13 protein-coding genes are annotated in these 14018 nt (G+C 37.7%); 10 read left to right on the top strand and 3 right to left on the bottom strand.

What is annotated here, in order from left to right:
• The 4 genes from DBX25_RS21200 to DBX25_RS05970 all read left to right on the top strand — a co-directional run.
• Positions 1-720 (top strand): ABC transporter ATP-binding protein (locus tag DBX25_RS21200; RefSeq protein WP_240620175.1); only part of this gene is annotated, 720 nt, incomplete at its 5' end.
• 400 nt (positions 721-1120) lie between these two features.
• Positions 1121-2473, top strand: coding sequence for a cytochrome ubiquinol oxidase subunit I (locus DBX25_RS05980; RefSeq protein WP_108669894.1), 1353 nt, complete (start codon positions 1121-1123; stop codon positions 2471-2473).
• Between the two features lie 19 nt (positions 2474-2492).
• Positions 2493-3509: a cytochrome d ubiquinol oxidase subunit II gene (locus tag DBX25_RS05975; RefSeq protein WP_108669864.1), complete on the top strand. Its 1017-nt coding sequence runs from the start codon at positions 2493-2495 to the stop codon at positions 3507-3509.
• Positions 3510-3631: 122 nt separating this feature from the next.
• Complete coding sequence (locus DBX25_RS05970; RefSeq protein ID WP_108669863.1) at positions 3632-4291, top strand: potassium channel family protein; 660 nt, start codon at positions 3632-3634, stop codon at positions 4289-4291.
• A gap of 77 nt (positions 4292-4368) precedes the next feature.
• Here the strand turns inward: DBX25_RS05970 and rnjA are convergent, their stop codons facing one another.
• A complete protein-coding gene (gene rnjA / locus DBX25_RS05965; RefSeq protein WP_108669862.1) occupies positions 4369-6036 on the bottom strand; it encodes a ribonuclease J1 in 1668 nt (555 codons plus the stop codon).
• Between the two features lie 2 nt (positions 6037-6038).
• A complete protein-coding gene (locus DBX25_RS05960) occupies positions 6039-6248 on the bottom strand; it encodes a DNA-dependent RNA polymerase subunit epsilon (RefSeq protein ID WP_108669861.1) in 210 nt (69 codons plus the stop codon).
• 556 nt (positions 6249-6804) lie between these two features.
• On the opposite strand from DBX25_RS05960, the gene DBX25_RS05955 reads away from it, so the two are divergent.
• The gene (locus DBX25_RS05955; RefSeq protein WP_108669860.1) at positions 6805-7578 is read left to right on the top strand and encodes a Cof-type HAD-IIB family hydrolase; all 774 of its coding nucleotides are present in this window, start codon (positions 6805-6807) and stop codon (positions 7576-7578) included.
• A gap of 162 nt (positions 7579-7740) precedes the next feature.
• Here the strand turns inward: DBX25_RS05955 and def are convergent, their stop codons facing one another.
• Positions 7741-8295, bottom strand: a complete 555-nt coding sequence (def, locus tag DBX25_RS05950; protein ID WP_108669859.1) for a peptide deformylase — start codon at positions 8293-8295, stop codon at positions 7741-7743.
• 256 nt (positions 8296-8551) lie between these two features.
• Here def and DBX25_RS05945 point away from each other — a divergent pair, with 256 nt between their 5' ends.
• The 5 genes from DBX25_RS05945 to DBX25_RS21195 form a co-directional block, all read left to right on the top strand.
• A complete protein-coding gene (locus DBX25_RS05945; RefSeq protein ID WP_157950890.1) occupies positions 8552-9217 on the top strand; it encodes a YkyA family protein in 666 nt (221 codons plus the stop codon).
• A 684-nt stretch (positions 9218-9901) separates the two neighbouring features.
• Positions 9902-11017, top strand: a complete 1116-nt coding sequence (pdhA, locus tag DBX25_RS05940) for a pyruvate dehydrogenase (acetyl-transferring) E1 component subunit alpha (RefSeq protein WP_108669857.1) — start codon at positions 9902-9904, stop codon at positions 11015-11017.
• A gap of 3 nt (positions 11018-11020) precedes the next feature.
• A complete protein-coding gene (locus DBX25_RS05935) occupies positions 11021-11998 on the top strand; it encodes an alpha-ketoacid dehydrogenase subunit beta (RefSeq protein WP_108669856.1) in 978 nt (325 codons plus the stop codon).
• 122 nt (positions 11999-12120) lie between these two features.
• On the top strand, positions 12121-13509 hold the full coding sequence (locus tag DBX25_RS05930) for a dihydrolipoamide acetyltransferase family protein (RefSeq protein WP_108669855.1): 1389 nt from the start codon (positions 12121-12123) through the stop codon (positions 13507-13509).
• Between the two features lie 4 nt (positions 13510-13513).
• Positions 13514-14018, top strand: a 505-nt coding sequence (locus tag DBX25_RS21195) for an FAD-dependent oxidoreductase (protein ID WP_240620174.1), incomplete at its 3' end; no start/stop codon positions are given.

Here is a 14018-nt window from a genome sequence, read left to right as displayed (position 1 = left end):
GAAGTTGAATTTTCTTATGATGATAAAAGGAAGGCGCTTAAAGGGATTTCTCTCGGTATAAATGCTGGACAGACGATTGCGCTAGTAGGTCATACCGGCTCTGGAAAGACCACTATCGCAAACCTCATAAGCCGTTTTTATGACGCCACAGCAGGTTCAATAAAAATTGACGGGATAGATGTAAAGGATCTGTCATTATCAAGCTTGAGAGGGAATATAAGCATTGTATTACAAGAGACCTTCATTTTCTCTGGGACCATAATGGAAAACATTCGGTTTGGGCGTCCTGATGCAAGTGACGATGAAGTTATTGATGCTGCGAAAGCAGTGGGAGCGCATGAATTCATTTCTAGGTTACAGGAAGGATATTTAACAGAGGTTGAAGAGCGTGGAAATGTCCTTTCTGTTGGTGAAAGACAGCTACTATCTTTTGCACGTGCTCTTCTAGCGAATCCACGTATTCTTATTTTGGATGAAGCTACAGCAAGCATAGATACGGAAACGGAAGTGAAAATACAAGAAGCATTAAAGACATTATTAAAAAGTAGAACTTCCATTATTATCGCGCACCGTTTATCAACAATTCGTGAATGCGATAAAATATTTGTCCTCGAAAATGGTCTTATTAAAGAACAGGGCAATCATGCGGAGTTGATGGAACAAAAAGGGGAATACTACGGTTTAGTAATGGCACAATTTGAAATGCAAAATGTAGGATAAATAGAGGATGATCCGATAGAAATCACGAATGATTTTTATCGGATCATTTTTTTCTTTAGGCTGTGTTAAAGCCCATTGTGATTTTTAGCAGTTTGTTGATTGAAGTGGAAGGCTCTTGCCTCCTGGTGGATTAGCGAAACTGGAGAGACCCCGCAGGAGCACAAGCGACGAGGATGCTCGGCTAAAGCCCACCGAAAAAGCAAGCGTCTGGAACGGAAAACAACAGGAAAGTTTAACAGCCTTACTTTAAGAGAGAAAATAAGGTATTTTAATTTGTTCACAATACTTTCATAAACCTTTGTGAAATTTGTCACAAATGTTACACACAAATGAAGTTTATTGGATTTATACTATGTGTATAGTGTTATATCGAGTAAAAAGGCAAAGGGGAGAGACTATGATGGAACTAGATAGCGTCATTTTAAGCAGGATGTTAACGAGTATGACTCTTGCTTTCCATATCATTTTTGCCACCATTGGTGTAGGTGTCCCAGTGATGATATCAATAGCAGAATTTATCGGGATTAAGAAAAATGATCCATACTACACATTATTGGCTAGAAGATGGGCACGTGGATTCACTATTACAGTGGCAGTAGGAGTTGTGACAGGGACTGCAATTGGTCTTCAACTCTCTATGCTTTGGCCAAGCTTTATGCAAGTGGCTGGCAAAGTCATTAGTTTGCCTTTGTTCATGGAGACATTCGCTTTTTTCTTCGAAGCTATTTTCCTTGGAATTTACTTATATACGTGGGACCGATTCAAGAATCCAATGGTTCACTGGATTATTACGATTCCTGTTATGATTGGATCATCAGCATCCGCACTTTTTATTACAACCGTTAATGCATTTATGAATACACCACAAGGATTCGACCTTGTTGATGGAGTCGTTACAAACATAGACCCCATAGCTGCAATGTTTAACCCAGCAACTCCAAGTAAGGTCTTTCACGTTTTGACTTCAGCTTATATGACGTCCGCTTTTGTATTGGCAGCTATTACTGCATATGCGATGTTAAGGGGAAAAAGAGGAGTTTACGAGAAAAAGGCGTTAAAGCTTACGTTGGTGGCAGGGTTCATATTTTCAGCAGGAACAGCGCTAGCTGGAGATATTTCTGCCAAATTCTTGGCAGAAGTTCAACCAGAAAAGCTTGCTGCAGCAGAATGGCATTTTGAGACAGAAGAAGGAGCCGACTTAATTCTGTTTGGTACTTTGGATGAAAATAATGTAGTGCATAATGAAATTAGGATACCTAAAGCGCTAAGCTTTTTGGCAGGTAATAGTTTCGATCATAAAGTAATTGGATTAAATGAAACTCCCGAACATCTGAGACCGCCATTATGGATTCATTATTTGTTTGATTTAATGGTCATGATTGGTATGTATTCGATGGGATTATCATTATTGTTTATCCTTTTAACAAAACTGAAAAGGTTTGACCCATACAATAATAAATTGTTACTTTGGGCTGTGGTAGCATCGGGACCTTTGGCTATGTTAGCCATTGAATTGGGCTGGATTTTTGCTGAGGTTGGGAGACAGCCTTGGATATTAAGAGGATATATGACAGTGGCCGAAGGAGCTACAAAAGCAGATACGGTTGGAATCACTTTCGTACTATTCTTCATCGTATATGTAATTTTAGCGGTGGTATGTTCCGTTGTATTAATCAAAATGTTTAAAAATAAACCGGCTGCTGTTGAACTTGAACAGCGTTACTCGGAATATATCGGCACAAACAAGAACTAACGAAAGTAGGTGAGAACTTGTGGAGATTCAAGTACTAGGTATTACAGTTCTTTGGGTATTTTTATATGGATATTTAATTGTTGCTTCTGTCGATTTTGGCGCTGGGTTTTTTGCTTATTATGGGAAGTTGACGAAGAAGGATCATATTATTAGTCATATCATCAGTCGATATCTTTCACCTGTATGGGAAGTTACAAATGTGTTTTTCGTATTTTTCTTTGTAGGACTAATCGGTTTTTTCCCTGATACAGCCTATTATTATGGGACGGCCTTATTACTTCCCGGTAGTATTGCCTTAATTTTATTGGCGATTAGAGGATCATTTTATGCATTCGGGAATTATGGATCAAAAGATAATAAATTTTACCTTTTCCTATATGGAGCAACTGGTTTATTAATCCCTGCGGCATTATCTACTGCTTTGACAATTTCTGAAGGAGGATTTATTGAGGAGCGGGGAGATCAAGTCATTTTCCTAGCAGGGAAACTGATGACCAGTCCCTATTCTTGGAGTGTAGTATATTTGTCAATTGTCTCTGTATTATTCATCAGTGCCTCATTCTTGACGTTTTATGCACATCGGGCTAATGATTTAGCTGCGAGGGAGTTATTGCGTAAATTTGCCCTGTTTTGGAGCCCTCCAACCATATTAGCTAGTTTGCTTGTTTTCGTTTCGTTACGTGAACATAATCTACGACATTTTGAAAATATGGTGGATTTATGGTGGATGTTTGGTCTTTCCTTACTTTGTTTTTTTGGAGCCACGTATCTCATATACTGTAGGAAAGCTTTAGGATCTGCTTTTGTACTGGTTATGCTTCAATTCTTCTTCGCATTTTTTGGATATGGGGCAGGACATTTACCGTATATATTAGACCCATATATCACCATCTATACAGGGTATACCGATGAAACGATGGGAATCACCCTAGTAATTGTATTCATTGCAGGATTATTTCTATTAATTCCATCTTTGTTGCTACTATTGAAATTGTTTTTGTTTGATGCGGATTATGTCAAAGGTCTAAAAAAATAACTCGAAAGAAAGTCTATCTTTATAAGGTAGACTTTCTTTACTAATTTCTTATTTGTTCATTTGAATACGATTATGATAGAATATGAGCATGTTTTTGACTTAACCTTTTGGAGGACATAATTGTGAAAAAGGAATTTGCAGTTATTGGTTTAGGGCGCTTTGGTGGAAGCATTTGTAGGGCATTAGTTGAACAGGGCATGGAAGTGTTAGCCATTGATAATGATGAAGATAGAGTAAATGAATTTGCTATGATTGCATCCCACGCTGTAGTAGGAGACACCACAGATGAAACGGTTCTGAAAAGCTTAGGTATCCGCAACTTTGACCATGTTATTGTCGCAATTGGTGATAACATTCAAGCGAGTATTTTAACGACATTGATGTTAAAAGAACTTGGGGTTAATAAGATTACCGTAAAGGCACAAAACGATTACCATGAAAAGGTATTACGTAAAATTGGTGCGGATCATGTTGTCCATCCAGAACGAGATATGGGTAGAAGGATTGCCCATAACATAGTTTCTAATAACGTTCTAGATTATCTTGAGCTTTCGGATGAACATTCCATCGTGGAGATAGTAGCAAGTAAAAAAATGGACGGTAGCACGTTAATAGATCTTGATATTCGTGCGAAATATGGAATCAATATTGTTGCAATAAAACGAGGTCAGGATATCATGGTATCACCACAAGCGAATGAATCCATTCGCGAAGGGGATATTTTAATTGTCATTGGTGCAGACCAAGATATAAATCGATTTGAGAAAAAAATCGTTGAATAGCTAGAAATTGCTTAAAAATCATTATCTTATACAATCAAAAGGTCCAGCTGGAATTAATCCGCTGGACCTTTTTTAAATTAAACCTCCATGATGATTGGTAAGATCATTGGACGGCGTTTTGTTTTTTCGTATAGGAAAGGAGCCAATGTATCAGTGATCTCGTTTTTAATTTCAGACCATTGATTTGTTCTACGCTCCATTACTTTATTCAAGTGTTTGTTAATTAATGATTGTGCGTCGTTGATTAAATCTCCAGATTCACGCATGTAAACAAATCCACGAGAAATTAAGTCAGGACCTGCAGCAATCTTAAAGTCTTTCATATTAATACTTACCACGACTACCACTAGGCCTTCTTCAGAAAGGATTCGACGGTCTCGAAGTACGATATTGCCGATATCACCAATACCGCTACCATCAATATAGACGGAACCTGATTGAATTTTTCCAGCTACTTGGGCTGAATCATTGCTCAATGCCAATACTTCACCATTATCCATGATAAAGCAGTTTTCTTCAGGAACACCACAATCGACGGCATGTCGGCAATGCATTTTCTGCATGCGATACTCACCATGAATCGGCATGAAGAATTTTGGCTTCATTAGACGTAGCATTAACTTCTGCTCTTCTTGTCCACCATGACCTGAAGTATGGATGTCATTAAGAGAACCGTGAATAACATCTGCGCCAGCTTTAAATAACATATTAATTGTACGAGAAACGCTAATCGTGTTACCAGGGATAGGTGAAGAAGAAAATACAACTGTATCACCAGGTATAATTTGGATTTGACGGTGTGTACCATTTGCGATACGTGATAATGCAGCCATTGGTTCACCTTGGCTACCAGTACATAGAATTGTAACTTGGTTTGCTGGCATACGATTAATTTGCTGAGCATCAATGAATGTATCTTTCGGGCAACGAATATAACCCAGGTCTTGTCCAATCTCAATGGCAGCTTCCATGCTTCGTCCAAATACTGCAACTTTACGGTTATTTATTACTGCAGCTTCTACAACTTGTTGTAAACGGTGAATATTCGATGCGAAAGTGGCAAAAATTATACGCCCATCCACTTTTCTAAAGATATCATGAATACTATCACCAACTTTACGCTCAGACATTGTAAAGTGAGGAACTTCACTGTTCGTACTGTCAGAAAGTAAGCACAAAACTCCTTCTTTACCGATTTCTGCCATCTTAGTTAAATTGGCAGGTTCTCCCACAGGAGTAAAATCGAATTTGAAATCCCCAGTATGTACAACTTGTCCAGGTGGAGTTTTAACGACAATTCCGTATGAATCAGGAATACTGTGTGTTGTACGGAAGAAGGTAACAGAAGTTTTACGGAACTTAATGATGTCATCTTCTTTGATTTCAATCATTTTCGTTTGACGTAGTAAACCATGCTCTTCTAATTTGTTTTTAATTAAGCCAAGAGCTAATTTACCACCGTAGATTGGGATGTTAATTTCTTTTAATAAATATGGAATCCCGCCAATATGGTCTTCGTGACCATGTGTGACAAATAGGCCTTTAATTTTTTCTTGGTTTTTTACAAGGTAAGAATAATCTGGGATTACATAATCAATCCCTAATAGTTCGTCCTCAGGGAATTTTATCCCTGCATCAATTAATATAATTTCATCTTGGAATTGAACACCATACGTATTCTTTCCAATCTCGCCAAGTCCGCCAAGTGCGAATACGGCAGTTTGATCATTTTTTACAAATTTCATCCTTATAGCTCCAATACTTTATATTGTTCATTTTGTTTTTCGTACTCTAAATAAGAACCACTAACTAATTCCACGAACTCAATGTTGTACGCTTCATTTTTAAGCTTTAAACGTACATCACGCTCTGACTCACCCTTAACGTAAATCGTCTTTGTTTTTTCACGTACAGGTACTTCATTTGCTTTCTCTTGATAGTATACTTTATAAACCATTCTAATCGCTCCTAACTTACCCTTTATCATTTCTTATTTCATTATATAAAAAAACAGTATTTATTTCATGTTTTTGAATATGATGTTTTATTTTCCATGAATTACCTGAAGAAGAAAGTATGTAAACGGACAAACTGTATACTTAGAAACTTTACACGAAAGAATAAGCCCTTCGCAAGTGTTGAAGGGCTTTAAAAACGAATTTATGCAATTGTTTTTTTTCTAAGCATGTCCTTCCATTGCTTTAGAAGCCTTCTACGGAGCTTTTTGAGCATGACAATCACTCCTTCTTATTTAATATTGTAAACGATTACTCAATAAAGTAAATATGCCTTTTCTATTGATTCTAAAAAAAGGCAGGTGCCCTCTAAATTGCTGTCCGTTTGTTTTATTTCTATTATGCGGATTTCTCAATTTTTCTTGCCTGATTTTTGTTGGAAATTATTTGGTGTAATGATTAATTGAAGTACTTTAATATGGTCTGCTTGACTTTTTTTACGGACAGATATTAAATGAAGGGTATTAATTTGAGCAACAAGATTGGAAGTGGATAATTATGAATAAAAAAATCGTTTTTTTTGATATAGACGGAACCCTACTTAATCATCAAAAGGAAATTCCTGATTCAACAAAAAAAGCAGTTAAACAATTGCAGGAAAACGGGGTTTTTGTAGCCATTTCAACAGGAAGGGCGCCATTCATGTTTGAAAATATTCGAAAAGAATTGGACATCGAATCTTATGTTAGCATCAATGGGCAATATGTATTGTTTGAAAATGAAGTGCTAAGCAAAACAGCTTTGCCTATAGATGAAGTTGAACGTCTTATCGAGCATTCAAAAAGCCTAGAAATTCCTTTAGTATTTTTAAATGAAAAAACTATGAAAGCAAATGTACATTCTAATGATCGAATAGAAGAAGCAATGAGTTCCTTAAAGTTCCCACACCCTGAATTTGATGACCAATTTTATTTAAAGAACGAGATATTCCAAGTGCTCATGTTCTGTACAGCGGATGAGGAGCATCATTTTAAGAATCAATACGAGCACTTTCGTTTAATTCGTTGGCATGAGAAAAGCGTTGATGTCTTACCGGTAAAGGGTTCTAAGGCAGAAGGGATTAAGCAATTCATTAAAAAAGCAGGCTTTGAAATGAAGGATGTATATGCATTTGGCGATGGGTTGAATGATATTGAAATGCTTCATGCAGCTGGAACTGGTGTCGCAATGGGAAATGCTCCAGACGAAGTGAAACGCCATGCTGATGTTATTACAAACCATGTAGATGAAGATGGAATCTTTAATGGATTAAAAAAACTGGGATTGATATAAAAAAAAGGAAATGGGAAGCCATTTCCTTTTTTGCGCTATAAGAAAGAATATTGTCTGTAAAGAAGTATGTCGACGAAGAGGCCAATTTTAGGAATAAAGTATAAGGGCAACTAGGCTATCGCCAGTTAATGCTTAACGATAGCCTAGTTTTCTAAAGGGAACTTATCTTTCAATTGCGACTGCATCGGGTATAGGATGGAAGGGATTGTTGTTATCAATGTGATCATAAAACATGACCCCATTCAAGTGGTCGATTTCATGTTGGAAAACAATCGCTGGCAAGCCTTTCAAGCGAAGTTTCACTTCCTCACCATTCAATGAAGTTCCAGTAACAGTTACTCGAGCATATCGAGGTACGTACCCAGGGACAGCACGATCAACAGACAAACAACCTTCACCAGAAGTTAGATAAGATTTCTCTATTGAATGGCTAACAACTTTTGGGTTAAATAGCGCATAGCTATACAATGTACCTTTGTCATCAGTGACATGTACGGCAATCATTCGTTTTGAAACGTTTATTTGAGGAGCTGCTAACCCAATACCAGCTCTTAAGCTGTATTTAGATGCAATCTCTGGATTTTGACTATTGATTACGTATTCCAGCATGGAAGCTAGAATTTTTTTATCTTCCTCGCTGGCTGGAAGATTTACTTCTTCTGCAACTTTTCGTAAGGAAGGATGGCCTTCTCTAATAATATCATTCATAGTCAGCACGGTTTTCACCCCTAAGATTATGTATATAAGATAATGTAAAATTTTATCTTAAGTTTACTCGTATGTAAACGCAAGAGAGGTTCTATTTATTCATTTCGAGAGATATTAAGGTGAATCTACCAATTTGGTCATATTTTTCAATGCTTCAACATAATAGTGATACTATAGGACAAGCTCGCAGGAGGTATATCTCCTATTGTAAAAGGTAAATTTTTTTCTTATAGTAGAATGTGTTATTAATTGGGGGGAATTGCCAGTGTTCAAAGCAAGACATCTAAGTATCGTGCTACTTTTGTTCATCACATTTATCATCTCAGGCTGCTTAAATAAGACCTCTCCAGAGGAAAATTTATTATTGTTATTAGAAAATATCGTTAAGAATGAAAAAGAATTCGAAAAACAACAAGTGCCGATAACTAAGCTAGAAGAACAAGAAAAAGCCCTATACGATAAGATTATTCAATTAGGGATGAAAGAGTTCGACCAAATTGTAAAACTTTCTGATGAAGCTATCAACACCGCCAAGAAACGAGAAGAAGCCATGAAGAAAGAGCGTGAAAGTATTGAATCTTCGCAAGAGGAATTCAAAAAGATAGACTCTATCATAAAAGACATTAAAGATAAAAAGATAAAACAACAAGCCAACGAATTAAAAATTCTAATGGAAACCAGATATAGTGCACACGAGAAGTTGTTTACATCATATATGGAAAGTATTCAAAAAGACATTGAAGTGTATGAACAGTTTAAAAAAGAAGATTTAACGCTAGAGGAACTTCAAAAGCATATTGATGAAGTAAATGCCTCATATGATCAAGTTTTAAAAACAAACGATTTATATAATAAAGCCACAGATGAGTACAATCGTAAAAAAATGGCGTTTTATAAACAGGCTGGATTGAAGGTTCAGGTTCAAGAATAACAGGATGTCCCTAAGTATTTATACTTAGGGGCATTTTTGTTTCACTATCAGGAGTTGATAGTAAAGGAATAGAGCGGGAATAAAGATTTAGTTCAACTATACATTCTATAGAGCTAAGGCTTGGTGATAGCCTATTTATCTAATAGGAAAATAAGTGGTGGACATATGAATGAATCCCAAATAGATAACGTTATGTCGAAAAAACGGTATTTGTATATCATCAAAAACCTTTTCTAAAATAGTAATGGAAGTGGAGTTAAATTCTGGATAAAGGGCAATACTAAAAGTTGGAGAACTATTTTTCTAAGATTTGCTCCTATGTAGTTTTGTTTTGTAGTACAGGATAGCTTTCAATTATATAACAGTTTTAAATTATTCTAGTATGTTATAGAAAAGCTCAATAGAGAAATTGAACTAAGAGTATACTGTTTATATAGGTTGACTAGCTAAAGATACAAGAGTAAACTAATTTACGTGATAGAGTATTGTATCATTTTAATTGCCAAAATTATTGTAACAGAATAAAATATCACTTGAAGTTACATTTCTGTGTTTTATCTATGTCTTTTGTGGAAAATTAAAATGAGACTATGAGTTCTGTGAAGAATTAGTGCTCTACTTGCCCTGAATAAGATCAAGGCATTTAATAAAATTACCTTTTATTGAAAGGATGAGGTGACTCGGATGGCTTCCAAAGCTACGAAAGCAAAATTTGATGTTAAACAACAGCTTGCCAATGTGGAAGATCAGTTCCAAACTTTACAAATCTTGAATGAAGAAGGCGAAGTTGTAAACGAAGCAGCAATGCCTGATCTGACAGATGAGCAATTACAAGAATTAATGAAACGTATGGTTTATACACGTATTTTAGACCAACGTTCTATCTCTTTAAACCGTCAAGGACGTTTAGGTTTCTATGCACCAACTGCTGGTCAAGAAGCTTCACAACTTGCTTCCCAATTTGCATTGGAGAAGGAAGATTTCATTCTTCCTGGATACCGTGATGTTCCACAATTAATTTGGCACGGACTTCCGTTACACCAAGCATTTTTATTCTCTCGTGGACATTACGAAGGAAATAACATTCCAGAAGGCGTTAACGTAATTTCGCCACAGATTATCATTGGTGCTCAATACATCCAGTGTGCTGGCGTTGCCCTTGGTATGAAAAAGAACGGAGCTAAATCTGTTGCTATTACATATACAGGTGACGGTGGAGCTTCTCAAGGTGACTTCTATGAAGGTATTAACTTTGCAGGTGCATTCAAAGCTCCAGCAATCTTTATCGTTCAAAACAACCGTTTTGCGATCTCTACTCCAGTTGAAAAGCAATCTGCTGCTAAGACAATTGCACAAAAGGCAGTTGCAGCTGGTATTCCAGGAATTCAAGTTGATGGAATGGACCCACTTGCTGTATATGCAGCTGTTCGCGATGCTCGTGATCGTGCAATCAACGGTGAAGGTCCAACATTAATTGAGACATTAACTTACCGTTATGGACCACATACAATGGCTGGTGACGATCCAACACGTTATCGTACAGCTGATCTTGACTCAGAATGGGAAAAGAAAGATCCATTAGTTCGTTTCCGTAAGTTCCTTGAGAAGAAGGGTCTATGGACTGAAGAAAAAGAAAACGAAGTAATTGAAAAAGCGAAGGAAGACATCAAAGAAGCGATTGCTAAAGCGGACGCTGCTCCTAAGCAAAAAGTTACGGACTTAATGAATATTATGTTTGAAGAAATGCCATCTAACCTTAAAGAACAATATGAAATTTATAAAGAAAAGGAGTCGAAGTAAGCTATGGCTCAAATGACAATGATCCAAGCAATTACTGATGCCCTTCGCATTGAAATGAAGAAGGACGAAAAAGTTCTTGTTTTCGGAGAAGACGTAGGGGTAAACGGCGGAGTATTCCGTGCGACTGAAGGATTGCAAAAAGAATTCGGCGAGGATAGAGTATTTGATACTCCACTTGCAGAATCTGGTATCGGGGGTCTTGCAATTGGTCTTGCTCTTCAAGGCTTCCGTCCAGTTCCGGAAATCCAGTTCTTTGGATTCGTATTCGAAGTTATGGATTCTATCAGCGGTCAAATGGCTCGTATGCGTTACCGTTCTGGCGGACGCTACAGCGCTCCTGTAACAATCCGTTCACCATTCGGTGGTGGGGTTCATACACCAGAGCTTCACTCTGATAGCTTAGAAGGATTAATGACTCAACAACCTGGTTTGAAAGTTGTTGTTCCTTCAACTCCATACGATGCGAAAGGTCTGTTAATTTCTGCGATTCGTGACAATGATCCAGTTATTTACCTAGAGCATTTAAAATTATATCGCTCTTTCCGTCAGGAAGTTCCTGAAGGGGAGTACACAATCGAGATTGGAAAAGCTGATGTGAAACGTGAAGGTACTGACCTATCCATCATCACATATGGCGCAATGGTTCATGAATCATTGAAGGCTGCTGAAGAACTTGAAAAAGAAGGACACTCTGTAGAGGTTATTGACCTTCGTACAATCAGCCCATTAGATATCGAAACAATCATTGCTTCTGTTGAAAAAACAGGACGAGCTATGGTTGTTCAAGAGGCACAAAAACAAGCAGGTGTTGCTGCAAACGTTGTTGCTGAAATTAATGACCGCGCAATTTTAAGCCTTGAGGCTCCAGTACTACGTGTAACGGCTCCAGATACAATCTATCCGTTCCCACAAGCTGAGAGTGTATGGCTTCCTAACTATAAAGATGTTATTGAAACTGCGAAAAAAGTATTGAACTTCTAATTAGTAGATGAGGTCAAAGGTAGGGTCTGCCCGAAATGTGAGTGAACTTGCATTTTTGGCAGCTTCTGCTTGTTTTACCCGAGAAATCAGCTGTTCAATTTGAAGATAGGAGGTTGGATGACTTGTCATTCCAATTTAAATTACCTGATATTGGTGAAGGAATCCACGAAGGTGAAATTGTTAAGTGGTTCGTAAAGCCAGGAGATAAAGTACAAGAAGACGATGTTCTTTGTGAAGTACAAAACGACAAAGCGGTTGTAGAAATTCCATCGCCAGTTGCAGGTACTGTAGAAGAAATCAAAGTAGCTGAAGGAACTGTTGCAGTAGTAGGTGACGTTCTAATCACTTTTGATGCCCCAGGTTATGAGAACCTTAAGTTTAAAGGTGAAGAAGAAGAAGAAGGCGAAAAAAGTACTGAAGCACAAGTACAAGCTACTGCTGAAGCAGGCAAAGAAGTAAAAAAGGATGTTCAGAAAGATGAACAACCTAAAGACCAACCAACAGGTGCTGGCGCACAACCTACACAAGGTGAAGCTGCTACTGCTCCTCAAGCAGAAGTAGATCCTAATCGCCGAGTAATTGCAATGCCATCTGTTCGTAAATACGCTCGTGAAAAAGGTGTAGATATTCGTCAAGTTGCTGGTTCTGGTGATAACGGCCGTGTAATGAAAGAGGATATCGATACATTCTTATCTGGTGGTAACAAGGTAGCTGCACCACAAGCCGCTCAGGCTGAAACAACTCCAGCTGAAGCACCACAAGCTAAAGAAGAGACAAAAGCTGCTGCTGTTGCGATTCCAGAAGGTGAATTCCCAGAAACTCGTGAAAAAATGAGCGGAATCCGAAAAGCAATTGCTAAAGCAATGGTTAACAGTAAGCAAACTGCTCCTCACGTAACATTAATGGATGAAATTGATGTTACAAAACTTGTGGCACACCGTAAAAAATTCAAAGATGTTGCTGCTCAAAAAGGAATTAAGCTTACTTTCTTGCCATATGTGGTAAAGGCATTAACAAGTGCACTACGCGAATTCCCAACTTTGAATACTTCAATTGATGATGCTGCAAGTGAAATCATTCAAAAGCATTATTACAACATTGGAATCGCAGCTGATACGGAAAAAGGCTTATTAGTTCCTGTTGTGAAAAATGCTGATCGTAAATCAGTATTCAATATCTCTAATGAAATTAATGAATTGGCTACAAAAGCTCGTGAAGGCAAGCTTTCACCAAATGAAATGAAGGGTGCTTCTTGCACAATCACTAACATTGGTTCTGCAGGTGGACAGTGGTTCACTCCAGTTATCAATCACCCTGAAGTTGCAATCCTTGGTATTGGTCGTATTGCTGAAAAAGCAATTGTTCGTGATGGAGAAATCGTAGCTGCACCAGTTTTAGCTTTATCTTTAAGCTTCGACCATCGTATAATTGACGGGGCGACTGCTCAGAACGCATTAAATCATATTAAGCGTTTACTGAATGACCCTGAATTATTGTTAATGGAGGCGTAAAAAAATGGTAGTAGGCGATTTTCCAATTGAAACAGAAACTCTAGTAATAGGCGCAGGCCCTGGAGGATATGTAGCAGCAATCCGTGCAGCACAACTAGGTCAAAAAGTTACAATCGTAGAAAAGGGTAACCTTGGTGGAGTTTGTTTGAACGTTGGATGTATCCCATCAAAAGCGTTAATTTCTGCAGGTCACCGTTATGAGCATGCACTTCATTCAGAAGATATGGGAATCAGTGCAGAGAACGTAAAGGTTGATTTCTCTAAGGTCCAAGCTTGGAAAGCTGGAGTTGTTAAGAAATTAACTGGTGGCGTTGAAGGTTTATTAAAAGGTAACAAAGTAGAAATCGTACGTGGAGAAGCATATTTTGTAGACGAAAATACAGTTCGTGTCATGGATGAGAATTCTGCACAAACGTATAAGTTTAAAAATGCAATCATCGCAACAGGTTCTACACCAATCGAGATTCCTACTTTCAAGTATTCTAAACGTGTACTCGATTCTACAGGAG

The sequence above is a fragment of the Peribacillus acanthi genome, from assembly GCF_003073175.1.
GTDB classification, from domain to species: Bacteria; Bacillota; Bacilli; order Bacillales; family DSM-1321; genus Bacillus_BN; species Bacillus_BN acanthi.
This window is presented reverse-complemented; position numbering and strand designations above follow the sequence as displayed.